Source organism: Variovorax sucrosi (genome assembly GCF_051216635.1).
Lineage (GTDB): Bacteria > Pseudomonadota > Gammaproteobacteria > Burkholderiales > Burkholderiaceae_C > Variovorax.
Map to the genome: position 1 here is coordinate 1 of NZ_JBPJZU010000014.1, position 24,678 is coordinate 24,678.

Sequence of the window (24,678 nt, forward strand, 5' to 3'; positions counted from 1 at the left end):
GCCGACAGCACCGTGGCGATCGCCGCCGTCAGCGTGGTCTTGCCATGGTCGACGTGACCGATCGTGCCCACGTTCACGTGCGGCTTGGTGCGGGTGAATTTACCTTTTGCCATTTTCAATCCTTAGAAAGAGCAGTCCCGTGTATTGGTTTTATGTCTGCATCCGATTGCTGGTTCGCCCCGCACGGGAACAGGGCGGCACCGGATCGCAGACAAGAAGAGCCGCGCACCGCGCGGCCCCACATTCTTGAAACTTACTTGGCGCGAGAAGCGACGATCGCCTCGGCCACGTTGCGGGGCGCTTCAGCGTAGTGCTTGAACTCCATCGTGTACGTGGCCCGGCCTTGCGACATCGAGCGCAGCGTGGTCGAGTAGCCGAACATTTCCGACAAGGGCACTTCGGCCTTGATGGCCTTGCCGCCACCCATCATGTCTTCCATGCCTTGCACCATGCCGCGACGGCTGGACAGATCGCCCATCACGTTGCCGGCGTAGTCTTCAGGCGTTTCGACTTCCACGGCCATCATCGGCTCGAGGATCACCGGACTGGCCTTGCGGCAGCCTTCCTTGAAACCAAAGATCGCGGCCATCTTGAATGCCATTTCGTTCGAGTCCACGTCGTGGTACGAACCGAAGTGCAGCGTGACCTTGACGTCCACCACCGGATAACCGGCGAGCACGCCCTGGCCCAATGCTTCGATGACGCCCTTTTCGACCGCGGGGATGTATTCGCGAGGAACCACGCCGCCCTTGATGGCGTCGACGAACTCGAAACCCTTGCCCGGCTCTTGCGGCTCGACCTTGAGCACGACGTGGCCATACTGACCCTTACCGCCCGACTGGCGAACGAACTTGCCTTCGGCATCTTCGACGGTCTTGCGGATCGTTTCGCGGTAAGCCACCTGCGGCTTGCCGACGTTGGCTTCCACGCCGAACTCGCGCTTCATGCGGTCCACGATGATTTCCAGATGCAGTTCACCCATGCCGGCGATGATGGTCTGGCCCGACTCTTCGTCGGTCTTCACGCGGAAGGACGGATCTTCCTGCGCCAGACGCTGCAATGCGATGCCCATCTTTTCCTGGTCAACCTTGGTCTTGGGCTCGACCGCTTGCGAGATCACCGATTCCGGGAACACCATGCGCTCGAGCGTCAGGATCGAGGTCGGATCGCACAAGGTTTCACCCGTGGTCACTTCCTTCAAACCGATGCAGGCGGCAATGTCGCCAGCGCGAATTTCGTTGACTTCCACGCGGTTGTTGGCATGCATCTGCACAATCCGGCCAATGCGCTCTTTCTTGCCGCGCACCGGGTTGTAGACGCTGTCGCCCTTGGTCAACACGCCCGAATAGACGCGCACGAAGGTCAACTGGCCCACGAACGGGTCGGTCATCAGCTTGAACGCCAGCGCCGAGAACTTTTCGCCGTCGTCGGCCTTGCGGGTCGTCGGTACCTCGTCTTCATCCATGCCCTTGACAGGCGGAATGTCGGTCGGTGCGGGCATGTATTCGACGACGGCGTCGAGCATGGCTTGGACGCCCTTGTTCTTGAACGCGGAGCCGCACAGCATCGGCTGAATCTCGCCGGCGATGGTGCGCTGACGGATGCCAGCCTTGATCTCGAGTTCAGTCAGGGCCTCGCCCTCGAGGTACTTGTTCATCAGCTCTTCACTCGACTCGGCAGCGGCCTCTACCAGCTTCTCGCGGTATTCGGCGCACACGTCGGCGAGGTCGGCAGGGATTTCACCGTATTTGAAGGTCACGCCCTTGTCGTCGTCCCAGATGATCGACTTCATCTTGACGAGGTCGACGATGCCTTGGAAGCGGTCTTCGGCACCGATCGGGATCTGGATCACGACCGGGTTGGCCTTCAGGCGGTCGACCATCATCTGGCGCACGCGCAGGAAGTCGGCGCCGGTGCGGTCCATCTTGTTGACGAACGCGAGGCGCGGAACCTTGTACTTGTTGGCTTGGCGCCAGACGGTTTCCGACTGGGGCTGCACGCCGCCGACGGCGTCATAGACCATCACAGCGCCGTCGAGTACGCGCATCGAGCGCTCGACTTCAATCGTGAAGTCCACGTGGCCGGGGGTGTCGATGATGTTGATGCGGTGTTCGTCGAACGTACCGGCCATGCCCTTCCAGAAGCAGGTGGTAGCAGCCGAGGTGATCGTGATGCCACGCTCCTGCTCCTGCTCCATCCAGTCCATCGTGGCAGCGCCATCGTGCACTTCGCCGATCTTGTGATTCACGCCCGTGTAAAACAGGATGCGCTCGGTCGTCGTGGTTTTGCCAGCGTCGATGTGCGCCGAGATACCGATGTTGCGGTAGCGCTCGATGGGGGTATTGCGTGCCATGAAAATTTACTCCGTTAACGGATGAAAGCCCGCCCACCACACGGTAGGTCGGGCTTCCAGCCTGTCTGATTTAAGGACGGTTCTTTAGAAGCGGAAGTGGCTGAACGCCTTGTTGGCTTCAGCCATGCGGTGCACTTCATCGCGCTTCTTCATGGCACCGCCACGGCCTTCCGTGGCTTCCATGAGTTCGTTGGCCAGACGCAGGGCCATCGACTTCTCGCCACGCTTGCGGGCGGCTTCCTTGATCCAGCGCATCGACAGCGCCAGACGGCGCACCGGGCGCACTTCGACGGGCACCTGGTAGTTCGCGCCACCGACGCGGCGCGACTTCACTTCGACCATCGGCTTCACATTGTTGATGGCCATCGTGAAGGCTTCGACCGGGTCCTTGCCCGGGTTCTTCTTCTCGATCTGCTCGAGCGCACCATAAATGATGCGTTCGGCCACAGCCTTCTTGCCGCCTTCCATGATCACGTTCATGAATTTGGACAGCTCGACATTGCCGAACTTCGGGTCCGGCAGGATTTCACGTTTGGGGACTTCGCGACGACGTGGCATGTTACTAACCTCTTTGCTTCAGTTGGCACCGATTCCGGTGCCGCGAGAGCCAACAAGAACTCTCACTTACTCGACCCGACATTGGGTCACTTCGCTCGATGTGCCCGCCAAGGCAACCGAACACCGCTTGTTTTCTGATGACAGGAAGGCTTAAGCCTTCTTGGGACGCTTCGCGCCGTACTTGGAACGCGACTGCTTGCGGTCTTTCACGCCTTGCAAGTCGAGCGAACCGCGCACGATGTGGTAGCGAACACCGGGCAAGTCCTTGACACGACCGCCGCGAACCAGCACGACGCTGTGTTCCTGCAGGTTGTGGCCTTCGCCGCCGATGTAGGAGATGACTTCGAAGCCGTTGGTCAGGCGCACCTTGGCGACCTTACGCAGCGCCGAGTTGGGCTTCTTAGGCGTCGTGGTGTAGACGCGGGTGCAGACACCGCGGCGTTGCGGCGAGTTCTGCATGGCAGGGCTCTTCGAATTGATCTTTTCGACCGTTCGACCCTGACGCACCAGTTGATTGATGGTTGGCATGAATGAATGAATCCCAAAACACCCCGACCTTGCGCCTCATCGTGACATGAGAGGCCGGGAAATGACGAAAACGTGAAACCCTTCGGAAATTTCCGAAAAGCCTGCGAGTATAGCAGGCCGCCCAGGCCTTGGGGCGGATTACTTGATCCAGAGGCGCAGGGCGTCCCATGCCCGGCCCAGGATGCCGGCCTGCTCCACCGGCTCGAGCACAACCAGGGGGACTTCGGCGACCGGCTCGTCGCCCAGCGTGACCTTGAGCGAACCGACGGCCTGGTTCCTGGCGAACGGCGCCACCAGCGGCTCCGGGCGCGCGACCTGGGTCTTGATCTTGCTCGCAGAGCCGGCGGGCACCGCCACCACGATCGGCTCGGGCCGGCCCAGCTTGACCGTGTCGGCCTTGCCCTTCCAGACAGGCGGCGTGGCGGCGGGCTGATTGGCATCGAACAGCTTGACGGCGTCGTAGGCGGTGTAGCCCCAGTTGAGCAGCTTCTGCGACTCGTTCGCGCGAACGTTTTCGCTCGATGCGCCCAGCACGATCGACAACAGACGCCGTCCGCCGCCGAGGTTCGGGAAGTCGCGCTTGGCGGTGACGATCATGCAGTAGCCGGCCGCATCGGTGTGGCCGGTCTTCAGGCCGTCGACCGTCGGATCGCGGAACAGCAGCAGATTTCGGTTGGTGTCGTTGGTCGAGGGCGTGCCCGGGTAACGGTACTTCTTGATCGCGTAGTAGTGGACGTACTCCGGAAAGTCGCGAATCAGCCGCGTGGCCAGGATGCTCAGGTCGCGCGCCGTCGTGGTGTGGCCGGGCACCGTCAGGCCTTCGGGGTTCTTGTAGGCCGTGGCCTTCATGCCAAGCGCCTTGGCCTGCTCGTTCATGAGCTCGACAAAGTGCTCGGCCGTGCCGCCGACCGCCTCGGCCAGCGCCATGGTGGCGTCATTGCCCGACTGGACGATCATTCCCTTGACGAGGTCGTCGACCGGCACCTGCATCTTCGGGTCGATGAACATGCGCGAGCCCGGCATCTTCCAAGCCCGTGCGCTCACGGGCAGCGCCTGCGTCAGACTGATCTTCTTGGACTTCAGGGCGTCGAACACCAGATAAGCCGACATCAGCTTGGTCAGCGAGGCCGGTTCGACCGGGCTGTCGATGTCTTTTTGCGCCAGGAGCTGGTTGGCGGTGACGTCGAGCAGCAGGTAGCTGCGCGCTGCCACCTCGGGTGGTGCCGGCACCTGGGCCGAAGCAAGCATGGAGAAGGATGCGGCAGCGGCCAGCACCAGCGCGCGGAGCGCGTCAGACAAACGATTCATGGGAGATGGGGGACGACCTGCAATCAGCCCGCGCGCAGATGGCGGGCCACGAGATTTTTCAAGAGCGGCAATTGTCCGTGAAAGAAATGGCCGCCTCCGGGAACGACTGTGACAGGAAGTGACTGCGGCCGCGCCCAATCCATCACGGCCGACAGGGCGACCGTGTCGTCGGCCTCGCCGTGCACGACCAGTGCCCGTTCGAGCGCGCCTTCGGGCAGCGGCGGCGGCACCACGCGCGCCACGCTGGTCCCCACAAGCACCACTTGCTGAACCTCGCGCGCCGACCACAAGGTCTGCAGCGCGTTGACCGCCACAAAACCGCCGAAGGAGAAGCCCGCCACGGCCACCGGGCCCTCCGGCGCGACCTGCGCCAGCAGTGCGGCGAAGTCCTCGGCTTCGCCGCGCCCGTCGTCATGCACGCCTTCGCTGGCGCCGACGCCGCGGAAGTTGAAGCGCACCGCCGTCCAGCCGCTCGCCACGAAGGCGCGTGCCAGCGTCTGCACCACCTTGTTGTCCATGGTGCCGCCGAAGAGCGGATGCGGGTGGGCGATCACGGCGACGCCGCGCGATGCAGCACCATCGGCCGGCCGGTCGCGCTGGGCTTCGATCACGCCCACCCCCCCTTCCAGGCGGAGTTTTTCGGTCTGCGAATTCATCACGAGCGCAGTTTCGCGGTCAGCGGCCGACGTCGGACGGCAGCAGCAGCCGCTCGACGATCTGGCCATTCTTCAGGTGCGACTCGACGATCTCGTCGATGTCGTCAGCGTCCACGAAGGTGTACCAGACCGCTTCCGGATACACCACCGCCACCGGGCCGCCGGCGCAGCGATCCAGACAGCCCGCCTTGTTGACGCGCACCTGGCCCACGCCAGCGAGCCCCGCTTCCTTCACCTTCGACTTGCAGCGGTCGAAGCCTTCCTGCGCGTGGTGCTTGGCGCAGGCGTCCTCGCCATTCTTGCGTTCGTTCAGGCAGAAAAAGATGTGGCGCGCGTAGTAGCCAGACGCGGCGGAAGTCGGTGAACTGGACATCGACCGATTCTAGGTTTGGCGCACCCGACGCGACAGCGCCACCAGCACGTAGCCCAGTGTCGCGAAGGGCCACAGCCAGCCCAGCCACTGCGCCAGCCCGTGGAAACGGATGAAGCGCCCCTGCTCCCAGGTGGCCAGCGTCTGCGCGAAGTAGGCGCTCTCGGGCGCCTGGTTCAGCAGACTCAGATGCAGCACCAGCGCCACCAGCAGCAGCGCGGCACAGAGCCGGCGGGGCGCGCCGAGGAGCAGCATGCCCACGATCACCGCCGCCGCGATGCCGAGTTGGACCGGCAGGCTCAGCCAGGCCCAGGCGTGCTGCGGGCCCCAGCTCAGGGCGGCCGACAAGGCGCTGGCCGCCACACCGGCGAGCAGGGTCGCCGGCATCAGCAGGGCGCGACGCGAGGCCGATCGCGTGACCAGGAAACCGAGCAGGCACGGCACCAGCGCGCCAAGCATGACGCACAGCAGTTCGACGGCCGGCACCAGCGGCTGCAGCTCGAACTGGCGCAGCGGCATCCAGTCGAGAAAAGGGGTGTCGGCCAGCCATTCCGCGATCGCCGCCTCGAGCCGCTCGAAGACCTGGCCGAGCCCGAAGGTCACCGCCGCCGGAAAGAGCAAGGCCACCGGCCACAGCGCCAGCAGCACCAGGCCACCGCGCGCGTCCTCGACGAACCAGTACGAGCGGGCGCGGGCCCAGTGGGCAACGGCGCCCGCGCGCTCGAGCGCTGCGGCCAGCACGGCGCCAGCGAACGCGCCGAGCGTGTTCAGGCCCAGGTCGACGTTCGACGGGATGCGCGCCGGCAGGTAGCTTTGCAGGGTCTCCATCGCGAAGGCGATGGCAGCGCCGGCAAGCCCGGCCCGCAACACCGCCTGCCCGCCACCGACGCCGGGCCGCGTCCTCAGCACCGCCAGCGCCATCAGCGCCCCCAGGGGGACATAGCCCGCCACGTTGATGCCGAAATCGAAGACAGTCCAGTACTTGGGCCACGGCGCCCACAGGTAGGACCACGGCGCGATGCCCTGGTCGCGCCAGTCCGCGAACGGATAGAGGCTGGCGTAGACGATCAGCGCTGCATAGGCCAGCGCAAGCGGCAGGGCGGCGGACTTGTGCGGGGTGCTCACCGGGCGATGCGGACGTGAGGCACGGTCGACCGGCGCCGCCTCAGAAGGGTTTGACCACGACCAGCACCACGATCGCCAGCAGCAGCAGCACCGGCAATTCGTTGAACCAGCGGTACCAGCGGTGGCTGCGCCGGTCCGTGCCGGCGGCGAGCTTTCGCAGGATCACCGCGCAGCCGTGGTGGTAGCCGATCACGACCAGCACCAGCGCCAGCTTGGCGTGCATCCATCCATTGCCCGGGCCGCGGCCGATGCCGTAGCCCATCCACAGCCAGATGCCGAAAACGATCGCCGGCGCGGCCAGGAAGGTCGTGAAGCGCAGCAGCTTGCGCGCCATCAGCAGCAGGCGGGCACGCTCCGCTTCGGAGCCGGGCGGCACCATGGCGAGATTGACGAAGATGCGTGGGAGATAGAAGAGTCCGGCAAACCAGCTGGCGATGAAGACGATGTGCAGCGATTTGATCCAGAGCATGGCGGCCAGTTTAGTGGGAGCTGAACAAAGACCGCACAGACCGTGCCCCGGCAGACGTCGAGGCGCGCTCTGTTCGTGAAACACCGCGGAACGGCTCCGCCCGGCCGCCGGTGTTGCCCCCGGTAGGGGGTGCGGAGCGCGACACGCAGTGCGCGCGACCTGGGGGCGAGCAAAAATGTTCAAAAAAAAGCCCGACGCCAAAGCGTCGGGCTGGGAAGCCCTTTTGCTGTCACACATCAAGGCACCCGCTCAGGGAGGAAAAGCGGGGAGCGGCAAGCCGCCCAGGTCAGAATTTAACAAAGCAAAATCAACGTATCAAGCAAATGGTTAACTTTTTCTGACATTTGCACATTCCGTCACCTCCCCTTCGCTTCGTGCCCAGCCCCCGTTGCGCACGGCGCGACCGGACGCCGAAGCGGCGTGAAGGCCACATCGGGCACAATTTTCGACATGACCCTGCATGCCCCCTTCCCCGCTGGCCGACCGCGCCGCCTCCGCCGCGACAGCTTCACGCGCAACCTGGTCCGCGAGCACGCGCTCAGCGCGCACGACCTGATCTACCCCGTGTTCGTGCAGGAAGGGCAGAACAAGCGCGATGCGGTGGCCTCGATGCCCGGCGTGGAGCGCTTCAGCCTCGACACCCTGCTGCCGGTGGCCGAGGAATGCGTGGCACTCGGCATCCCGGTGATGGCGCTGTTCCCGGTGATCGACGGCGCGCTCAAGACCCCGGCCGGCGACGAGGCCTTCAATCCCGACGGCCTGATCCCGCGCGTCGTGTCGGCCCTCAAGTCGCGCTTCCCCGAACTGGGCGTGATGACCGACGTGGCGCTCGACCCCTACACCAGCCACGGCCAGGACGGCCTGCTCGACGACACCGGCTATGTGCTCAACGACCCGACGGTCGAGGTACTGGTGAAGCAGGCGCTGACGCAGGCCGGGGCCGGCGTCGACATCGTCGCGCCGAGCGACATGATGGACGGCCGCATCGGCGCGGTGCGCGATGCGCTCGAAGCCAACGGCGACATCCACACGCGGATCATGGCGTACAGCGCCAAGTACGCGAGCGCCTTCTACGGCCCGTTCCGCGACGCGGTCGGCTCCGCCACGAATCTTGGCAAGAGCAACAAGAAGGTCTATCAGATGGACCCGGGCAACAGCGACGAGGCGCTGCGCGAGGTCGGCATCGACATTGCCGAGGGCGCCGACATGGTGATGGTGAAGCCCGGCATGCCCTACCTGGACATCGTGCGGCGCGTGAAGGACGAGTTTCGTGTGCCCACCTTCGCCTACCAGGTGAGCGGCGAGTACGCGATGCTCAAGGCCGCCGCGCAGAACGGCTGGCTCGACCACGACGCGGTCATGCTTGAAAGCCTGCTGGCCTTCAAGCGCGCGGGCGCCGATGGCGTGCTGACCTACTTCGCGCTCGAAGCCGCCCGGCTGCTGAAGCAGCAGCGCTGAAGCAGCCGGTCCCGTGCGAATTTTCGAGATCACCGGCTCGCAGGTCGCCGAACACGACGCCCTGGCGCCCCTGGCATTGCCCGGCGCATGCCAGAACGGCTACGTGTGGCTCTCGCTGACCCGCGACGAGTTCCGCGCATCGCTGGCCGACGTGCAGGACATTCTGCAGACCTTGTGCGGCATGCAGTTGGTCGACCTGCATGTGAGCGACCTGCTCAACGACCAGTTGCCCTCGCATTACGACTACACCTCGCAGTACGACGTGCTCGTGTTCCGCCGCCTGGCGGCGGGGCAACGCAGCGCGGTGCCGGCCGGCGAACCGGCGACCGGTCGCAGAGGTCCGCCGGTGCTGCGGCGCGTCGACACCCGACCGGTCGGCTTCGCGGTGTTCGACCGGGTGCTGCTCTCGGTGCACCCGGAAGACGGCGCGGTGCGCGACGTCTATGCCGCCAAGCTGATGGCAGCCGCACTCGGTGATCGCGCCGATGCGGCAGCCCCGGCCCTCGATGCGCGCGCCACCAGCGCCCGGGTTCCCACCGGGCCGGCCGACCTGATGCTGCGGGTGGTGAACCAGATCGTCGATGCCTATCTGGACCTGCGGCGCGAACTCACCCGCCAGCTCGACCACTGGCAGGCCGAGCTGATCGATCCGCGCAGCCGCTTCACCAACTGGAGTGCGCTGATGGAAGCGCGGCAGTCGCTGCACCACCTCAACGAGATCTGCGAAGACCAGCGTTCGGCTGTCCAGGACTGGATCGACGCGATGGAGACACTGCCCACCCCCGACCTGCCCACCGAAGTGCGCGAGCGCGAGCTGATCATGGTGCGCAGCCGCGATGTACTCGAACACATCGAACGCGTGGTGCACCATGTGCGCCGGCTCGAGCAGAACGCCGAAACGGCCGTGCAGATGCACTTCAGCGTGCAGAGCCACCGTGCCAACGACATCATGCGGGTGCTGACAGCACTCACCGCCATCTTCCTGCCGCTCAACCTGATTGCCGGCATCTTCGGGATGAACTTCGAATTCATCCCGCTGATCCACAAGGCCGATGGCTTCTGGATCGCGATGGGCTCGATGGGCGTCATCGCCGTGACGCTGGTCCTGGTGTTCTGGCGCAAGCGCTACCTCGCCCGCACCGCGCACTGAGTCGGCACGAACAAAGGCCGGGCGGTGCGATGCACCGTCCGGCCTTTTTGTCGAAGGTCTGAATCAACCGCGGCCGCACGGGGCGGCCGCCGCGATCACAGGCCGGCGCGCTTGGTGGCGAGCGAACCGTTGGTGTACTCGGCCGGCACCGTGCTGTTCACGAAGGACTTGCGGTCCAGGTTCTGGTTGGCGGCGTTGGCCGAAGCGACAGCTTCGGCGGCCACGGCAGCGCGGCTGGCCGGCGACGCCAGGGCCGGCGCGACCTTCGAGCTGCGGTTGATGTTCTGGTCCGGTGCGCGCGCAGCAGCGACGGCTTCGGCGTCGACCGTGGCACGGCTCTTGACCGACACGACTTGCTGAACGCCGTCGTAGGTTTCGGCTTGGGCGCCGACAGCGGCGAGCAGGGTCAGGGCAGCAGCAGCGATGATCTGGGTGGTCTTCATTTTTCGTTTCCTCGGATGTTTATTCAAAGATCGGGCTGGCATCTGGCGGCTGGCCCGTGGAACAAATTCTCGAAGGAAAATGCCGGGTAAACCCGTGAGAAAACGAACCACCGTGTTCATGAAAACGAAACAATGGAACGCGCCGCAAACCGGCGCGCCCGCTCTTAAAAAATGGACAGCTTCGACCTTCTGAAGACCTTCCGAGAGGTCGCAACCCTGGGCAGTTTCTCGCGCGCGGCCAAGCGGCTCGACATGTCGAAAGCCACGGTCAGCAAGTACGTTGCCGAACTCGAAACCCGCTTCGGCGTGCGGCTGCTCAACCGCTCGACACGCTCGGTGAGCCTGACCGACGCCGGCGCGCTGCTGCTCGAACGCAGCACGCCCGTGATGGAGATGGTGGCGCTCACGCAGGCCGAGATCCAGGAGCATGCGAGCCGGCCCACCGGCCGCCTGCGCATCTCGGCCCCGCACGGCATGGGCCAGGGCGACCTGCCCACGCTGTTGGCGCAGTTCATGGGCTACTACCCCGACGTCAGCATCAGCCTGCACCTGAGCAACCGCACGGTCGACATGGCCGAAGAAGCGATCGATGTCGCCTTGCGCTTCGGGCCCATCGCCGACGACAACCTGATCGTGCGCAAGCTGCTGCAAATGCCGCTGGTGGTGTGTGCGTCGCCGCTGTACTGGAAGAAACACGGCACGCCCGCGCACCCGTCCGATCTGGTCGGCCACGACGCCTTGACGCATTCACGCCTGGGCACGCATCCTCAATGGCGCTTCGACGTGGAAGGCAAGCCGCTGGACGTGTCGGTGAAAAGCCGCATGGACGCCACCGAGGCCGGGCCGCTGATCGAGGTGGCCCTGCACGGCTTCGGCGTGATCTACATGCCGGCGTTGCTGGTGCAACCGCACCTCGACCGCGGCGAGCTGGTGCCGGTGCTCGCGCCTTATGTGCGTGGCGACATGTGGCTGTCCGCGGCCTACCTGCAGCGGCGCCACAACAGCGCCGCGCTGAAGGCCCTGCTCGACTTCCTGCAGACCCGCATCGGAGCCCGCGCGAAAGCGATCAGGAAATAGGCGTCAGCCCACGTGCTGGGCGAAGAAGGCCAGCGTGCGTTCCTTCGCCAGCTTGGCGGCGGCTGCGTCGTACGAGCCGCGCTGGTCGCAGTTGAAGCCGTGGTCGGCTTCGTACACATGCACCTCGACCTCGGGCTGCGCCTTCTTGAAGGCCTCGACCGACTCGAGCGAGATCCAGTGGTCCTTGCTGCCGAAGTGCGCGAGCACCGGCACCTTGGGACTGAGCGCCGCCTCTTCCGGCGTGGTCATGCCGCCGCCGTAGTACGGCGCCGCCGCCGCGATGCCGGCCACCCCTGCAGCCGAGCGCCAGGTCAGCAGGCCGCCCCAGCAGTAGCCCACGACGCCGACCTTGCCGGCCTTCGCCGCGTATTCCACCGCGGCCTGCACGTCCTGCAGCACGCCGGGGGCGGGCAGCGCTTCGACCGCGGCCTTGAGCGCCGAGCCGGCCTGCATGTCGTCGCCGGTGTAGCCGAGTTCGACCCCGGGCTTCACGCGGTGGAAGGTCGCCGGTGCCACCGCCAGGTAGCCCGCGGCCGCGTAGCCGTCGGCCACCGAGCGGATGTGCGAGTTGACGCCGAAGATCTCCTGCAACACGACGATGGCGCCCTTCGGCTGGCCCGCGGGCTCGGCCACGTAGGCGGGGAAGGTGAAGCCGTCTTTGGCGGCGAGATCGATGAATTGACCCATGGTCGTTGCTCCGGTTGGATTGAGGAAATCAGTGGGGCTTGCTTTGCAGCACGCGCTCGACGAAGTGCAGCCGATCCTGGCCCCAGAACAGTTCGCCGTCGATCACGTACGTGGGGGCCCCGAATACCTGCGCGTCGATGGCTTCCTGCGTGTAGGCCTCGTAGCGCTCCTGCACGGCCTGGCTCTGCGACTGCTCGACGCGCTGGCTTGGCAGGCCGCATTCGACGGCGATCGCCGACAGCACCTTCGGGTCGGCGATGTTGCGCTCCTGCACCCACACGGCCGTGAAGATCGCACCGCAGACCTGCATCGCCGCGTCGGCGCCGTCCTGCATGTCGACCGCGATGATGAGCTTGGATGCATCGTCGCCCGCCACCGGGAAGAAGCGCGGCTTGACGTTCATCGGCAGGCCCAGGTGCTGCGAGAAGCGCGCCATCTCGACCAGCCGATAGGCCTGGCGCTGCGGCGCGCGCTTGCCCAGCGGCAGGCCGCCCGAGACCGGGAACACCGCGCCGAAGTCGACCGGCCGCACCCGCACAGTGGCGCCCGCCGCCTGCGCGATGGCGGCGAAGCGGGCGTGGCCGAGGTAAGTCCAGGGGCTCTGCGGGGTGAAGTAGTAGTCGACGGTACGGGGCATGGATGTCTCCAGGAAGGCAGCGATGATGTAATCGCGCCGGGGCGCTTTTTTAACCCACGCACGGCTTTCGTGCAGGAGGCGGGAATTGGACCAGCAGATCCTTTTGATCACGGGCGGTGGTCGCGGCATCGGTGCTGCCGTCGCATTGCTCGCCGCACAGCGCGGGTATGCGGTGGCGGTCAACTACGCCAGCAACTCGCTGGCGGCCGACGAGGTAGTGCGCACCATCCGCGCCGGCGGCGGTAACGCCATCGCGGTGCAGGCCGACGTGGGCGACGAGGCACAGGTGCTGGCCATGTTCCAGAAGGTCGACGCCAAGCTCGGTCGGCTCACCGCCCTGGTCAACAACGCGGGCGTGGTCGACATGCAGGCACGCGTCGACGAGATGAGCGTGGCGCGGCTGGAGCGCATGTTCCGCATCAACGTGATCGGCAGCTTCGTCTGCGCCCGCGAAGCGGTGCGGCGCATGAGCACGAAGCATGGCGGCAGCGGCGGCGCCATCGTCAACATCTCCAGCGCGGCATCGCGGCTCGGCTCGCCCGGCCAATACGTCGACTACGCGGCGAGCAAGGGCGCCATCGACGCCTTCACGATCGGCCTGGCCAAGGAGGTGGCCGACGAAGGCATCCGCGTGAACGCGGTGCGGCCGGGCCTGATCGCCACCGACATCCACGCCTCCGGCGGCATGCCCGAGCGCGCCGCCATGCTCGCGCCCACCGTGCCGATGAAGCGCGTCGGCAGCGCCGAAGAGATTGCCGGGGCCGTGCTGTGGCTGCTCTCGCCCGAGGCCAGCTACACGACGGCAGCGCTGCTCGACGTCACCAGGGGACGCTGATGGCCACCCCGACGATGGACCTGATCAAGCCGCTCATCACGCTGCTGGCCATCGTGAACCCACTGGCGATCGTGCCCTTCTTCATCCACTACACGCAGGAATACAACGAGCGCCAGCGCCGCCGCACCGCGTGGATCTCGGCCTTCAGCGCCTTCGTGGTGATCGCGATCAGCGCGCTGCTGGGCCTGCAGTTGCTCGGCTTCTTCGGCATCTCGATCGCAAGCTTCCAGGTCGGCGGCGGCATGCTGCTGCTCATCAGCTCGCTCAACATGCTCAACGCGCAGCCGGCCGAGGCCAAGACCAACAAGGAAGAGATCCGCGCCACCGAGGTCAAGGCCTCGCTGGGCGCGTCGATCGCCGTCGTGCCGCTCACCATCCCGCTGCTGACCGGGCCGGCCACCATGTCGACGATGGTGATCTATGCCGAGAAGACGCGCCACCTCTGGGAGCTGGCCGTGCTGGTCGGCTACGGCGTGGTGATCGGGCTGGCGACCGGCATCGCCTTCTCCCTGGCCGAGCCGATCGCGCGCGTGCTCGGCAAGACCGGCATCAACGTGATGACGCGGCTGATGGGCCTGATCCTCGCCGCGCTGGCGGTCGAGGTGATGGCCGACGGGCTGGGAAAACTGTTTCCGATCCTCGGCCGGATCGCGGTGCCCTGAGCGCGCACGGCGGCGTCGACTTCAGGGTTGCCGATCGACCCAGGCGACCAGTTCCGCGATCGCCGCATCGCTGGCCAGGGCCAGCGCCCGCACACCACCCGGCGCGTCCGCACTCGACGCCGGGCGCTGCGCGGTGAAGCTGCGCTGCGCCACCACGCTGTCGCCGCCGGGCGCGCTCTGCACGAGCGTGGCACGCAGCCGCACCAGCCCGACACTCTGCGTCGGCGCCTCGAAGTAGTGGCTGAATTCCTCGAGCGATACGCGCAGCGTGCGCGGCACGCGGCCCGCCGTGCGCGCCAGGCTCGCGCTCTCTTCCCGGCTGAGCACCGTGCGGCGTTCGGCCAGGGCGTCGCGCAGGCGCCTGTAGAGCAACTGGTTGGGCGCCACGCTCCAGCGCGACTGCCCGTACGGCCGCAGCTCGTTGGCGTCCGCGTAGGCCAGTCGGTACAGGATCTGCGTGCCCTCCAGCCGTGCGCTGGCATCGATCTCGGCCAGCGACAGCGTCGGGCGCGGTGTCGCATCGCCGGGGGCGGGTGCCCCGGCCGACAACACCGGGCCGAAGTCGTAGAGCATCGCGCGCGACGGCCGGTCGGGCAGCGCGCCGCATCCGGCCAGAAGAACGACGGCAGCGGCAAAGACCGCGGCGGGGAGAAAGCGTGTGGTGGGCATGGTCATCAACCTCAAGGACGTGCAGCGGCCGGTGCGGAAAAGCCCGGCTCGCCCGGGCCGGCGACGGCGCCGCCGCTGCCGAACAGCAGCGACTGCGGGTTGTCGTTGATGCCGTCGGCGGCGCGGCCGAGGCGGCGCACCGCGCCCGACGTGTCGTCGGCCACGCGGTTGATCCGCGGCAGCGTCGCCATGTTGAAGCTGTCCACCGCCTGCGACAGCGCCTTGGTGCCGTCGCCCAGCCGGTCGATCGGGCCATCGGGCGCGTTGAGCCGGTTGGCGGTGGTGTTCAGGTTGTTGGCCACGCGCGAGATGTCGCCGGCCGCGGTTTTGACGCTGCCCATCGTGTCGCGCGTGCGGTCGATCAGCGGCGGCAGCGCCGTGAGCGCCGGATTCAGGCCGGTCTTGACGGTGTTGTCGAGCTGCTTGGTCAACTGGTTGGCGCTGGCCGCGGCCTGCGCGATGTTCTCCAGCGCGTCGGCAATGCGTTTCTGGTTGGTGTCGCCCAGCACCACATTGACCCGCTTCGTCACTTCCTCGACCTGGTTGAGGATGACTTCGCCGCGGTCCTGCAGTTGCGCCAGCACCGAAGGCTTGAGCGGGATGCGCGGCGGGTTGGACTCGTCGGGCGCCAGCGCCACCTGCGACTCGCCCTTGTCGTCGATCGCGATGAAGGCCAGGCCGGTGACGCCCTGGTAGCTCAGCGTGGCGAAGCTCGACTGCGTGAGCGGCACGCGCTGATCGACGGTGATGCGCACCCGCACGTTGCCCTTGACCTTCGGATCGAAGTCGATGGCCGTGACCTTGCCCACCGCGATGCCGCGGTAGCGCACCATCGCCTGCGGCTGCAGGCCGCTCACCGCGTCGCGGGTCGAGAGTTCGTAGGTGTTGCGCACCGTGTCGTCGCGGGTGAGCCAGACCACCAGCGCGACGAGCACGGCGACCAGGCCGAGCACGAAGGCGCCGGCGGCGAGGGCATGGGCCTTGTTTTCCATGGGGTCTACCTTTCGGCCGGCGCGTTGCCGGCGGGGGTGTCGTGCAGGGCTTCCATGGCGCGTTGGCCGCGCCCGCCCAGAAAGTAGTCGTGGATGAACGGGTGCTCGTAGGCGATCACCTCGCGCGGGCGCCCCGAGACGATGACGCGCTGGTCGGCCAGTACCGCGATGCGCGTGGAGAGGTCGAACAGCGTGTCGAGGTCGTGCGTGACCATCACCACCGTCAGCCCCAGCTCGCGGTGCAGGCTGCGCAGCAGGTCGCAGAAGCTGTCGGAGGCCGCGGGGTCGAGGCCGGCGGTGGGCTCGTCGAGCAGCAGCAGCGGCGCGTCCATGATGAGCGCGCGCGCCAGGGCCACGCGCTTGATCATGCCGCCCGACAGGTCCGACGGGCTGCGGTTGGCATGCTCGGGCTTCAGGCCCACCATCTGCAGCTTGACCAGGGCCGCGTCGCGGATCAGGTCGTCGGGCAGCAGGCGCAGTTCGCGCAACGGGAAGGCGATGTTCTCGAGCACGCTGAAGGCCGAGAACAGCGCGCCGTGCTGGAACAGCATGCCGACCTTGGCCGCATCGCGGGCACCCAGCTGGCCGGGGCGCTGGCCCAGCACCGTCACCTCGCCGCGCGTCGGATGTTCGAGCCCGAGGATCTGGCGCAGCAGCACCGTCTTGCCGGTGCCCGAGCCGCCGACCAGCGACAACACCTCGCCGCGGCGGATCGACAGGTCGAGGTCGCGGTGCACCACCTGCTCGCCGTCGGGCGACTTGAAGGTCGTCCACAGCTTGCGGATGTCGACCACCACCGGCGCGTCGGCTGCGGGCACATCGATCATCGGAACCCCACGCTGCGGAACAGCACGGCGAACAGCGCGTCGACCAGGATCACCACGGTGATCGAGGTCACGACCGACGAGGTCGTGCCGCGCCCGAGGCTCTCGGTGTTGGGCTTGACCTTCATGCCGAAGTAGCAGCCCACCAGCGCGATCAGGACGCCGAACACCGCCGACTTGCCGAGCGACAGCCAGAGGTTCGACAGCGGCACCGCGCGCGGCAGCGCCTGCATGAAATAAGCGGGCGACAGGTCGAGCGTGAGGTTGGCCGCGACCATGCCGCCGGCGAGCGCCGCCATCGAGGTCCACATGCTGATGAGCGGCATCGCGATGGCCAACGCCAGCACCCGCGGCATCACCAGCCGGTAGCCGTGCGGGATGCCCATGACGCGCATGGCATCGAGTTCCTCGGTCACCCGCATCACGCCGATCTGCGCCGTGATGGCCGAGCCCGAGCGGCCGGCGACCAGCACCGCGGCCAGCACGGGCCCCAGTTCGCGGATCAGCGACAGGCCCAGGATGTTGACCATGAAAGCCTCTGCACCGAAGTTGCGCAGCTGGTTCGACATGAGGTAGGCCAGCACCACGCCGATCAACGCCCCCACCAGCGCGGTGATCGGCAGCGCCGTGGTGCCGAATTGGTAGAGCTGGCCCGACAGGTCGCGCCAGGGCGCGCGGTGCGGTGCGCGGACCAAGGTGCCGATGTCCAGCACGAGCTGGCCGATCATCCGCAGGAGGTCGCGCGCGACCGCGAGTGCGCGCGGGCCGTGGTGGGCGTAGGCCTTGAGCCGGTCGGCCAGCGTGGGGCCGGCGTCGGACGGCGCGGCGCAGGTGAACCGCGCCACGTGCTCGAGCACGGCCTTGTGCGGCGGGTCCATCTCGATGCGCTGGGGCCAGGTGCCACCCCAGTGCCGCCACAGCACCTGGGCACCGATGTGGTCCAGCTGCTCGATGGGACGAAGGTCCCAGGCGACATCGCCGTTCGGCAGCGCGTGCAGGCTGTCGGCGAGAACGGTCCAGTCCTGGCGCGACGAGAAGGCCAGGGCTGTCCACTGGCCTTCCGCCACCGCCGCGCCTTCCCCACCGCGCGCCACGCGGGGCGGTGCACGCACCGGCTCGTTCGGCGCGGCGGTGAGCGTGGCAGGCGCAGTGTTCGGCGCGGAAAGTGGCATGGAGGCGGTCTGTTCCGGGAGGCTCGTTGGTGGTGGCGCGTCATCCTAACCGGAGGGTATGACGCGCGCGTCAATGCTTGGCGCCAAAGCCCTCGGCCAGCGAGGTGCGCAGCCAGGCGACAAAGGCCGCCACCGCGCGCGGCACATGGCTCGCGTACGGGCGGATGGCATACAGCCGCTCCCCGAAGGCGCCGACCGGCGTCCACTGCGGCAGCACCTCGACCAGCTTGCCCGCGCGCAGCGCCGCCTGCGCGCTGAAGTCCGGCAGCAGCGCGATGCCCAGCCCTGCCAGGGCCGCGTCGCGCAAGGCCTCGCTGTTGTTGGCCGCCAGCGGGCCCGACACCGGCACCGTGACGCGCTGGCCGTCGCTTCCCGCACTCCCGGCGCGACCGGCGCGCCGCTCCAGGTGCCAGGTCGGCGTGTCCTGCGCGCGGGGGTAATGCAGGCAGTCGTGCGCGGCGAGCGCCGCCGGCGAATCGGGCGTGCCGCGGCGGCGCAGGTAGCCGCGGCTGGCCGCCAGCACCGAGCGCGTCGGGCACAGCACCCAGGCGACATGGGTGTCAGGCGGCGCGGCGGTGTGGCGGATCGCGAGGTCGAAGCCTTCCATTGCCAGCGAGCGGAGCCGGTCCGACAGGTCGAGCTCGATGCGCACCTCGGGGTAGGCGCGCAGGAAATCCGCCAACCGCGGCACCAGTTGCTGGCGTGCGAAGGCGACCGGTGCCGTCACCCGCACCCGCCCGCGCGGCACGCCGGCCAGGTCGCGCACGCCGGCGAAGCTGTGGGAGATCTGCTCGAAGTTCGGGCGCATCTCGTCGACCAGGCGCTGGCCGGCTTCGGTGAGCCGCACGCTGCGCGTTGTGCGCTGCACCAGCGGCACGCCCGCTGCCTGCTCCAGCTCGACGATGCGCTGGCTCATCGCCGCCTTGCTCACGCCCAGGCGCTGCGCGGCGGCCGTGTAGCTGCCCTGCTGCGCCAGCACGGTGAGGGCGTGCAGGTGGGTCCAGAGCGCTTCGATCTTTCGAGAGTCCATGACTGCATTGTTCATCAACGCGAACAATCAGTTAAGCCCAAGGCGGCTTGGCGCCACGGTGCCGCGTGCCTAAACTGCCGGTCATCCTTCCTCGCACCCGAGACACCGCATGACCATCGCCTCCATCGACCACTACATCCACGGCCGCGCCGTGGCCAACGAGTCCGGCCGCAGCCAGGACGTGACCAACCCCGCCAGCGGCAAGGTCACCGGCAAGGTCGGCCTGGCCGACAAGGCGGCGGTCAACGCCGCCGTCGCCTCGGCACAGGCCGCCTTCCCGGCCTGGGCCGACACGCCGCCGATCCGCCGCGCCCGCGTGATGTTCAAGTTCCTGCAGTTGCTCAACGAGCACAAGGACGAACTGGCGCACCTGATCACCGCCGAGCACGGCAAGGTCTTCACCGATGCGCAGGGCGAAGTCAGCCGCGGCATCGACATCGTCGAGTTCGCCTGCGGCATTCCGCAGCTGCTCAAGGGCGACTTCACCGACCAGGTCAGCACCGGCATCGACAACTGGACGCTGCGCCAGCCGCTCGGCGTGGTGGCCGGCATCACGCCGTTCAACTTTCCGGTGATGGTGCCGATGTGGATGTTCCCGGTGGCCATCGCGGCCGGCAACACCTTCGTGCTGAAGCCGAGCCCGACCGACCCGAGCGCCTCGCTGATGATGGCCGAGCTGCTGAAGAAGGCCGGCCTGCCCGACGGCGTGTTCAACGTGGTGCAGGGCGACAAGGTCGCGGTCGATGCGTTGCTCGAGCACCCCGACGTCAAGGCCGTGAGCTTCGTCGGCTCCACACCGATCGCCAACTACATCTACGAAACCGGCGCCCGCCACGGCAAGCGCGTGCAGGCCCTGGGCGGCGCGAAGAACCACATGGTCGTGATGCCCGACGCCGACATCGACCAGGCGGTCGACGCGCTGATCGGCGCCGGCTACGGCTCGGCTGGCGAGCGCTGCATGGCAATCTCGGTGGCGGTGCTGGTGGGCGACGTGGCCGACCGCCTGCTGCCCAAGCTGATCGAGCGCACCAAGACGCTGAAGGTGCTCGACGGCGAGAACCTCGACGCCGAGATGGGCCCGATCGTCACGCGCGCTGCGCATGAACGCATCACCGGCTACATCGACCTGGGCGTGACCGAAGGCGCCAAGCTGCTGGTGGATGGCCGAAAGTTCGACGGTGCCAAGGCCGGCACCGGTTGCGACGACGGCTATTGGATGGGTGGCACGCTGTTCGACCACGTCACGCCCGAAATGCGCATCTACAAGGAAGAGATCTTCGGCCCGGTGCTGGGCTGCGTGCGCGTGGCCGACCTGAAGGACGCGGTGGACCTGATCAACGCGCACGAGTTCGGCAACGGCGTCTCGTGCTTCACCCGCGACGGCAACGTGGCGCGCGAATTCGGCCGCCGCATCCAGGTCGGCATGGTCGGCATCAACGTGCCGATCCCGGTGCCGATGGCCTGGCATGGCTTCGGCGGCTGGAAGCGCTCGCTGTTCGGCGACATGCATGCGTATGGCGAAGAAGGCGTGCGCTTCTATACCAAGCAGAAGTCGATCATGCAGCGCTGGCCGGAGAGCATCGGCAAGGGTGCCGAGTTCGTGATGCCGACGGCCAAGTAACTCGACTGCTTCCATGAAAAACGCCGCGGGCCTTTGTTGGCTCGCGGCGTTTTTCTTTTGAAGCCTCGCCCCGTCAAACCGAGTTCAAGCGCCCGTCACATGCACACCCGGCCGCAGCCCCGCGTTCCATTGGCCCCCGATGGCTCGTTCGATCTGCGCCGCCAGTTGCAGCAGCAGCCCGTCGTTGGCCTGACGCGCCTGCGCCTGGATGCCCAGCGGCAGACCGTTCTCCTGCGCAGCCAACGGTAACGAGATGCCCGGCATGCCGCACAGGTTGGCGAGCGGCGTGTACGCGAAGTTCTGCCACAGGTTGGCGAACCAGTCGTAGACCGAAGGCGTGTCGCTGGTGGTGAGGTACTCCGGCGTGCCGACCTTGACCGTGGGCAGCGCGGTCACCGGCGTGAGGATGATGTCCCAGTCCTCGAAGAAATTGCCGAAGGCGCGCGAGGTGGTGTTGAACACCGCCTGCATCTTCGAGCGCTCGCCGTAGGTGGTGTTCAGGCCCGCTTCCCAGATCTTGATGTTGATCGGCTCCAGCAGTTCGGCCGGCGGGCGCTCGTGGCCCAGGCGTGCGATTTGGCCGGCAATGACCTGCGCGAAGTTGCTGATGTAGCAGGTGGTCTGCGCGGCGAAGGCGGTCTGGAAGTCGACCTTCGGCAGCGCCCATTCCACGTGGTGGCCCAGGCCTTCGAGGAAGCGGCCGACGCGCTCCAGCTCGGCCACGAAATGCGGCGTGGCGCGGTAGTCGCCCCACGCGTGCGACAGCGCGATGCGCAGGCGACCCGGGTCCTTCTGGATCAGTTCGCTGTACGGCTCGGCCGGCGCCCAGAAGGGCATGAACTCGCCGGGTGCGCCGCCTCGGCACTGGTCGACGAAGGCCGCCGTGTCGCGCACCGTGCGGCTGTGACAGCCCTGGATCGACACCAGGCCCGAGAGGTCCGACAGGTTCGGCGCCAGCGAGAAGACGCCGCGCGAGACCTTCAGGCCGATGTTGCCGTTGGCGCCAGCCGGGATGCGGATCGAGCCGCCACCGTCGGTGGCATGCGACATCGGCAGCACGCCAGCGGCCACGATGGCGCCGGTGCCGGCCGAAGAGCCGTAGGTGGTGTAGGCCGTGTCCCAGGGGTTGCGCGTGACGTAGAGCGAGTTTTCTGCCGAGCTGCACACGCCGAACTCGGGCGTGGTGGTGCGGCCCATGATGTTCAGGCCCGCCTGGCGGATCTTGCCGGTGAGGAAGCTGTCTTCGGTCGGGCGGTGGCCCTGCATCAGCAGCGAGCCGAATTCCTGCAGGCGGCCCTTGAGCGTCGGGCCCAGGTCCTTCATCAGGTAGGGCACGCCGGCGAAGGTGCCGCCGGTGTTCGTGCCATTGCTCACCGGGTCGGCCACGGCGTCGTCGAACACCTCGACCACCGCATCGAGCGGGCCGTTGACCTTGTCGATGGCCGCCTTCGCCTGCGCCGCCAGCTCGGCCGGGCTGACGTCGCCCTTGCGCACCCGCTCGGCCAGTGCCACCGCATCGTGGTCCGCCCATTCGGACCAGCTCATTGCCATCGTCATATCAATTTCCGTTTCTCTTCTCTTCAATGAATGCGGCGCCTGGTGCGCCGCGATAGTGCCTTGCAAGTATCCGGCCACTCAGCCGCCTTCGTGCGCCGCCACCAGGCAGTCCTGGAACAACTGCGCCGCACGCGACGGCGCCGGCGAACGCCGCAGCACGCTGACGAAGCGGCAGGCATAACGAAAGCGCTTGGGCGCCACCGCCTGCATCAGCCCTTCCTGCTCGAAGCCCTTGGCATAGTGGTCGGGCAGGAAGCCCAGGTACTGGCCGGACAGCACCAGCATCGCGATCGCCTCCTGGTCGAAGCCGGTGGCCTTGCGCACCAGCCGGGCGCGGTGGCTCAACTCCATGTTGGGCGAGTGGAAACCCAGGCCGGCGAAGGCATGGGCGCGCAACTTCTCCCAGGTCAGGCCGGCATGCGCCACGCCGAACAGCGGGTGGCGCGCGCCGCAATACAGCAGCATCGTCTCGCCGAACAGGTCGGCATAGGCCAGCGTCTTCGAGCTGCGATGCGCCGGGATGATGCCGACCTGGAAAGGGCCATCGATCACGCCGCGCTCGATGGCGTTGATGGAGCCGACGTGGATGTTGAGCCGCACCTCGGGCGCCCGCATGGCGAAGCGCGCGATGGCGTCGCCGACGCGCGCCTGCGGATTGCTCGCGGTCTTGTCGAACACCGCCACGTCGAGCTGCCCGCCCATGCGGTGGTGGATGTCGTCGATGCTGCTGCGGAAGGCCTCGACAGAGGCCAGCAGGCGCAGCGTCTCGTCGTACACGCGCTGCCCTTCGGGCGTGAGCGCGAAGCCGGCCCGCCCGCGCCGGCACAGCACCAGGCCCATGCGCGTCTCCAGGTCCTTGACGTGGCGGCTCACGGTGGACGTGCCGATGTTCAGCTCCAGCTCGGCCGCCGCCATGCCACCGCATTCGACGACGCTCTTGAACACCTTGAGCAGGCGCAGGTCCATGTCGCTCAGCTGGCCGAGCAATGCGCGTGATTTTTCGTTGGGGTTGTGGGGAGGATTTACTTGCATGAATGCTCAAGTGAACTTCGACATTGCGCCATTTTCACGAATAAGCGCGCGCTCAACAATTCGTTCACTTCCCCCACCACGCCGTCCGCGGCACCGTCCATGACCACCTCGACCGCCCCGACGCCACCTGCCGCCACCCGCACCGACGCCGCCTGGCTCGATGCGCACTGGATGCCCTTCACCGGCAACCGCAACTTCAAGGCCGATCCGCGCATGGTGGTGGAAGCCAAGGGCGCGTACTTCACCGACGACAGCGGCCGCAAGGTGTTCGACGGACTGTCGGGCCTGTGGTGCACCGGGCTCGGCCACGGCCGCCCGGAGATCACCGAGGCAGTGAGCCGCCAGATCGCCAAGCTCGACTACGCGCCGGCCTTCCAGTTCGGCCATCCGGCCTCTTTCGAGCTGGCCAACAAGCTGAAGGAACTGACGCCCGCCGGCCTGGACCACGTCTTCTTCACCGGCTCGGGCTCCGAAGCCGCCGACACCTCGCTCAAGATGGCCCGCGCCTACTGGCGTGCCAAGGGCCAGGCGAGCAAGACGCGGCTGATCGGCCGCGAGAAGGGCTACCACGGCGTGAACTTCGGCGGCATCTCGGTCGGCGGCATCGGCGGCAACCGCAAGCTGTTCGGCCAGGCGGTGGAAGCCGACCATCTGCCGCACACCGTGCTGCCCGGCAACACCTTCGTGCGCGGCATGCCGACCGAAGGCGCGCACCTGGCCGACCGGCTGCTCGACCTCATCGCGCTGCACGATGCGTCGAACATCGCCGCCGTCATCGTCGAGCCGATGTCCGGCTCGGCCGGCGTGATCGTGCCGCCCGCGGGCTACCTGCAGCGCCTGCGCGACATCTGCACCGCGAACAACATCCTGCTGATCTTCGACGAGGTCATCACCGGCTTCGGCCGCATGGGCGCACTCACCGGCGCCGACGCCTTCGGCGTGACGCCGGACATCATGAACGTCGCCAAGCAGGTGACCAACGGCGCGCAGCCGCTGGGCGCCGTGATCGCCAGCAAGGAGATCTACGACACCTTCATGGCCGCCGGCGGCCCGGACTACCTGGTCGAGTTCCCGCACGGCTACACCTACTCGGCCCACCCGGTGGCCTGCGCCGCCGGCATCGCGGCGCTCGACGTGCTGACGAGCGAAGACATGGTCGGTCGCGTGCGCGCGCTGGCGCCGCACTTCGAGAACGCGGTGCACAGCCTGAAGGGCAGCCAGCACGTCACCGACATCCGCAACTTCGGCCTGGCCGCGGGCATCACGCTGGCACCGGTGCCCGGCGAGCCGGCCAAGCGCCCCTACGAGGTGGCCATGGCGTGCTGGAAGAAGGGCTTCTACGTGCGCTACGGCGGCGACACGATCCAGCTCGCACCGCCCTTCATCGCGGAGAAGGCCGAGATCGACCGCATGATCAACGCCCTGGGCGACGCGCTCGCCGAGGTGGCCTGAGAACGTGTGAACG

At 67.2% G+C, this 24,678-nt stretch carries 26 protein-coding genes; 7 read left to right on the forward strand and 19 right to left on the reverse strand.

From position 1 onward, the window contains the following. The 9 genes from ACSFBE_RS22825 to ACSFBE_RS22865 form a co-directional block, all read right to left on the reverse strand. On the reverse strand, positions 1 to 113 hold a 113-nt coding region (locus ACSFBE_RS22825; protein ID WP_296316415.1), incomplete at its 3' end, for a GTP-binding protein. 140 nt (positions 114 to 253) lie between these two features. Continuing rightward, on the reverse strand, positions 254 to 2,353 hold the full coding sequence (fusA, locus tag ACSFBE_RS22830) for an elongation factor G (RefSeq protein WP_435492688.1): 2,100 nt from the start codon (positions 2,351 to 2,353) through the stop codon (positions 254 to 256). An 84-nt stretch (positions 2,354 to 2,437) separates the two neighbouring features. Beyond that, positions 2,438 to 2,911, reverse strand: coding sequence for a 30S ribosomal protein S7 (gene rpsG / locus ACSFBE_RS22835; protein WP_114968651.1), 474 nt, complete (start codon positions 2,909 to 2,911; stop codon positions 2,438 to 2,440). Positions 2,912 to 3,061: 150 nt separating this feature from the next. Next, positions 3,062 to 3,439: a 30S ribosomal protein S12 gene (gene rpsL, locus ACSFBE_RS22840; RefSeq protein ID WP_013543948.1), complete on the reverse strand. Its 378-nt coding sequence runs from the start codon at positions 3,437 to 3,439 to the stop codon at positions 3,062 to 3,064. Positions 3,440 to 3,577: 138 nt separating this feature from the next. Then, positions 3,578 to 4,747, reverse strand: coding sequence for a D-alanyl-D-alanine carboxypeptidase family protein (locus ACSFBE_RS22845; protein WP_435492689.1), 1,170 nt, complete (start codon positions 4,745 to 4,747; stop codon positions 3,578 to 3,580). Positions 4,748 to 4,770: 23 nt separating this feature from the next. Beyond that, on the reverse strand, positions 4,771 to 5,403 hold the full coding sequence (locus ACSFBE_RS22850; protein WP_435492690.1) for an alpha/beta hydrolase: 633 nt from the start codon (positions 5,401 to 5,403) through the stop codon (positions 4,771 to 4,773). 19 nt (positions 5,404 to 5,422) lie between these two features. Beyond that, a complete protein-coding gene (locus ACSFBE_RS22855; RefSeq protein WP_435492691.1) occupies positions 5,423 to 5,776 on the reverse strand; it encodes a (2Fe-2S) ferredoxin domain-containing protein in 354 nt (117 codons plus the stop codon). A gap of 9 nt (positions 5,777 to 5,785) precedes the next feature. After that, positions 5,786 to 6,898 (reverse strand): VanZ family protein, encoded by a 1,113-nt coding sequence (locus ACSFBE_RS22860; RefSeq protein ID WP_435492692.1) that lies wholly within the window; start codon positions 6,896 to 6,898, stop codon positions 5,786 to 5,788. 40 nt (positions 6,899 to 6,938) lie between these two features. After that, positions 6,939 to 7,367, reverse strand: coding sequence for a CopD family protein (locus ACSFBE_RS22865; protein ID WP_435492693.1), 429 nt, complete (start codon positions 7,365 to 7,367; stop codon positions 6,939 to 6,941). Positions 7,368 to 7,817: 450 nt separating this feature from the next. Here ACSFBE_RS22865 and hemB point away from each other — a divergent pair, with 450 nt between their 5' ends. Together hemB and ACSFBE_RS22875 are read left to right on the forward strand one after the other, a co-directional pair. After that, positions 7,818 to 8,825, forward strand: coding sequence for a porphobilinogen synthase (gene hemB / locus ACSFBE_RS22870; RefSeq protein ID WP_435492694.1), 1,008 nt, complete (start codon positions 7,818 to 7,820; stop codon positions 8,823 to 8,825). Between the two features lie 13 nt (positions 8,826 to 8,838). Beyond that, entirely contained in the window at positions 8,839 to 9,975 is a 1,137-nt protein-coding gene (locus tag ACSFBE_RS22875) for a magnesium transporter CorA family protein (protein ID WP_435492695.1), read from the forward strand. 95 nt (positions 9,976 to 10,070) lie between these two features. On the opposite strand, the gene ACSFBE_RS22880 is transcribed toward ACSFBE_RS22875, so the two are convergent. Next, positions 10,071 to 10,418: a hypothetical protein gene (locus tag ACSFBE_RS22880; protein WP_435492696.1), complete on the reverse strand. Its 348-nt coding sequence runs from the start codon at positions 10,416 to 10,418 to the stop codon at positions 10,071 to 10,073. 171 nt (positions 10,419 to 10,589) lie between these two features. On the opposite strand from ACSFBE_RS22880, the gene ACSFBE_RS22885 reads away from it, so the two are divergent. Further along, on the forward strand, positions 10,590 to 11,495 hold the full coding sequence (locus ACSFBE_RS22885) for a LysR family transcriptional regulator (protein WP_435492697.1): 906 nt from the start codon (positions 10,590 to 10,592) through the stop codon (positions 11,493 to 11,495). Positions 11,496 to 11,498: 3 nt separating this feature from the next. Here ACSFBE_RS22885 and ACSFBE_RS22890 read toward each other — a convergent pair whose 3' ends face one another. Continuing rightward, positions 11,499 to 12,182 (reverse strand): dienelactone hydrolase family protein, encoded by a 684-nt coding sequence (locus ACSFBE_RS22890; RefSeq protein WP_435492698.1) that lies wholly within the window; start codon positions 12,180 to 12,182, stop codon positions 11,499 to 11,501. Positions 12,183 to 12,210: 28 nt separating this feature from the next. Continuing rightward, on the reverse strand, positions 12,211 to 12,819 hold the full coding sequence (locus tag ACSFBE_RS22895; RefSeq protein WP_435492699.1) for a 2-hydroxychromene-2-carboxylate isomerase: 609 nt from the start codon (positions 12,817 to 12,819) through the stop codon (positions 12,211 to 12,213). Positions 12,820 to 12,904: 85 nt separating this feature from the next. On the opposite strand from ACSFBE_RS22895, the gene ACSFBE_RS22900 reads away from it, so the two are divergent. Beyond that, on the forward strand, positions 12,905 to 13,654 hold the full coding sequence (locus ACSFBE_RS22900; protein ID WP_435492700.1) for an SDR family oxidoreductase: 750 nt from the start codon (positions 12,905 to 12,907) through the stop codon (positions 13,652 to 13,654). Positions 13,655 to 13,668: 14 nt separating this feature from the next. Beyond that, positions 13,669 to 14,316, forward strand: a complete 648-nt coding sequence (locus ACSFBE_RS22905; RefSeq protein ID WP_435492784.1) for a MarC family protein — start codon at positions 13,669 to 13,671, stop codon at positions 14,314 to 14,316. 21 nt (positions 14,317 to 14,337) lie between these two features. On the opposite strand, the gene ACSFBE_RS22910 is transcribed toward ACSFBE_RS22905, so the two are convergent. The 5 genes from ACSFBE_RS22910 to ACSFBE_RS22930 all read right to left on the reverse strand — a co-directional run bounded on the left by ACSFBE_RS22910 (position 14,338) and on the right by ACSFBE_RS22930 (position 19,003). Continuing rightward, positions 14,338 to 14,985, reverse strand: a complete 648-nt coding sequence (locus ACSFBE_RS22910) for an ABC-type transport auxiliary lipoprotein family protein (RefSeq protein WP_435492701.1) — start codon at positions 14,983 to 14,985, stop codon at positions 14,338 to 14,340. A gap of 11 nt (positions 14,986 to 14,996) precedes the next feature. Continuing rightward, positions 14,997 to 15,977, reverse strand: coding sequence for an MlaD family protein (locus ACSFBE_RS22915; RefSeq protein WP_435492702.1), 981 nt, complete (start codon positions 15,975 to 15,977; stop codon positions 14,997 to 14,999). A gap of 5 nt (positions 15,978 to 15,982) precedes the next feature. Then, on the reverse strand, positions 15,983 to 16,804 hold the full coding sequence (locus ACSFBE_RS22920; protein ID WP_435492703.1) for an ABC transporter ATP-binding protein: 822 nt from the start codon (positions 16,802 to 16,804) through the stop codon (positions 15,983 to 15,985). Then, on the reverse strand, positions 16,801 to 17,973 hold the full coding sequence (locus tag ACSFBE_RS22925; RefSeq protein ID WP_435492704.1) for an MlaE family ABC transporter permease: 1,173 nt from the start codon (positions 17,971 to 17,973) through the stop codon (positions 16,801 to 16,803). Before ACSFBE_RS22925 ends, ACSFBE_RS22920 begins: the two co-directional genes overlap by 4 nt. Before the next feature lie 70 nt (positions 17,974 to 18,043). Then, entirely contained in the window at positions 18,044 to 19,003 is a 960-nt protein-coding gene (locus ACSFBE_RS22930; protein ID WP_435492705.1) for a LysR family transcriptional regulator, read from the reverse strand. 109 nt (positions 19,004 to 19,112) lie between these two features. On the opposite strand from ACSFBE_RS22930, the gene ACSFBE_RS22935 reads away from it, so the two are divergent. After that, positions 19,113 to 20,624 (forward strand): CoA-acylating methylmalonate-semialdehyde dehydrogenase, encoded by a 1,512-nt coding sequence (locus ACSFBE_RS22935; protein ID WP_435492706.1) that lies wholly within the window; start codon positions 19,113 to 19,115, stop codon positions 20,622 to 20,624. Between the two features lie 84 nt (positions 20,625 to 20,708). Here ACSFBE_RS22935 and ACSFBE_RS22940 read toward each other — a convergent pair whose 3' ends face one another. Together ACSFBE_RS22940 and ACSFBE_RS22945 are read right to left on the reverse strand one after the other, a co-directional pair. Next, a complete protein-coding gene (locus ACSFBE_RS22940; RefSeq protein ID WP_435492707.1) occupies positions 20,709 to 22,181 on the reverse strand; it encodes an amidase in 1,473 nt (490 codons plus the stop codon). A gap of 78 nt (positions 22,182 to 22,259) precedes the next feature. Next, positions 22,260 to 23,213, reverse strand: coding sequence for a LysR family transcriptional regulator (locus ACSFBE_RS22945; protein WP_435492708.1), 954 nt, complete (start codon positions 23,211 to 23,213; stop codon positions 22,260 to 22,262). A gap of 99 nt (positions 23,214 to 23,312) precedes the next feature. Between ACSFBE_RS22945 and aptA the strand changes: the two genes are divergently transcribed. Then, positions 23,313 to 24,665, forward strand: coding sequence for an omega-aminotransferase AptA (gene aptA, locus ACSFBE_RS22950; protein ID WP_435492709.1), 1,353 nt, complete (start codon positions 23,313 to 23,315; stop codon positions 24,663 to 24,665). Positions 24,666 to 24,678 lie beyond the last annotated feature (13 nt).

What these genes read in the sequence shown, in the direction of transcription:
- fusA (WP_435492688.1), bottom strand. Translation starts at nt 2,353, where the DNA reads ATGGCACGCAATACCCCCATCGAGCGCTACCGCAACATCGGTATCTCG.
- rpsG (WP_114968651.1), bottom strand. Translation starts at nt 2,911, where the DNA reads ATGCCACGTCGTCGCGAAGTCCCCAAACGTGAAATCCTGCCGGACCCG.
- rpsL (WP_013543948.1), bottom strand. Translation starts at nt 3,439, where the DNA reads ATGCCAACCATCAATCAACTGGTGCGTCAGGGTCGAACGGTCGAAAAG.
- ACSFBE_RS22845 (WP_435492689.1), bottom strand. Translation starts at nt 4,747, where the DNA reads ATGAATCGTTTGTCTGACGCGCTCCGCGCGCTGGTGCTGGCCGCTGCC.
- ACSFBE_RS22850 (WP_435492690.1), bottom strand. Translation starts at nt 5,403, where the DNA reads ATGAATTCGCAGACCGAAAAACTCCGCCTGGAAGGGGGGGTGGGCGTG.
- ACSFBE_RS22855 (WP_435492691.1), bottom strand. Translation starts at nt 5,776, where the DNA reads ATGTCCAGTTCACCGACTTCCGCCGCGTCTGGCTACTACGCGCGCCAC.
- ACSFBE_RS22865 (WP_435492693.1), bottom strand. Translation starts at nt 7,367, where the DNA reads ATGCTCTGGATCAAATCGCTGCACATCGTCTTCATCGCCAGCTGGTTT.
- hemB (WP_435492694.1), top strand. Translation starts at nt 7,818, where the DNA reads ATGACCCTGCATGCCCCCTTCCCCGCTGGCCGACCGCGCCGCCTCCGC.
- ACSFBE_RS22880 (WP_435492696.1), bottom strand. Translation starts at nt 10,418, where the DNA reads ATGAAGACCACCCAGATCATCGCTGCTGCTGCCCTGACCCTGCTCGCC.
- ACSFBE_RS22885 (WP_435492697.1), top strand. Translation starts at nt 10,590, where the DNA reads ATGGACAGCTTCGACCTTCTGAAGACCTTCCGAGAGGTCGCAACCCTG.
- ACSFBE_RS22890 (WP_435492698.1), bottom strand. Translation starts at nt 12,182, where the DNA reads ATGGGTCAATTCATCGATCTCGCCGCCAAAGACGGCTTCACCTTCCCC.
- ACSFBE_RS22895 (WP_435492699.1), bottom strand. Translation starts at nt 12,819, where the DNA reads ATGCCCCGTACCGTCGACTACTACTTCACCCCGCAGAGCCCCTGGACT.
- ACSFBE_RS22905 (WP_435492784.1), top strand. Translation starts at nt 13,669, where the DNA reads ATGGACCTGATCAAGCCGCTCATCACGCTGCTGGCCATCGTGAACCCA.
- ACSFBE_RS22910 (WP_435492701.1), bottom strand. Translation starts at nt 14,985, where the DNA reads ATGCCCACCACACGCTTTCTCCCCGCCGCGGTCTTTGCCGCTGCCGTC.
- ACSFBE_RS22915 (WP_435492702.1), bottom strand. Translation starts at nt 15,977, where the DNA reads ATGGAAAACAAGGCCCATGCCCTCGCCGCCGGCGCCTTCGTGCTCGGC.
- ACSFBE_RS22920 (WP_435492703.1), bottom strand. Translation starts at nt 16,804, where the DNA reads ATGATCGATGTGCCCGCAGCCGACGCGCCGGTGGTGGTCGACATCCGC.
- ACSFBE_RS22925 (WP_435492704.1), bottom strand. Translation starts at nt 17,973, where the DNA reads ATGCCACTTTCCGCGCCGAACACTGCGCCTGCCACGCTCACCGCCGCG.
- ACSFBE_RS22930 (WP_435492705.1), bottom strand. Translation starts at nt 19,003, where the DNA reads ATGGACTCTCGAAAGATCGAAGCGCTCTGGACCCACCTGCACGCCCTC.
- ACSFBE_RS22935 (WP_435492706.1), top strand. Translation starts at nt 19,113, where the DNA reads ATGACCATCGCCTCCATCGACCACTACATCCACGGCCGCGCCGTGGCC.
- ACSFBE_RS22940 (WP_435492707.1), bottom strand. Translation starts at nt 22,181, where the DNA reads ATGACGATGGCAATGAGCTGGTCCGAATGGGCGGACCACGATGCGGTG.
- ACSFBE_RS22945 (WP_435492708.1), bottom strand. Translation starts at nt 23,213, where the DNA reads ATGCAAGTAAATCCTCCCCACAACCCCAACGAAAAATCACGCGCATTG.
- aptA (WP_435492709.1), top strand. Translation starts at nt 23,313, where the DNA reads ATGACCACCTCGACCGCCCCGACGCCACCTGCCGCCACCCGCACCGAC.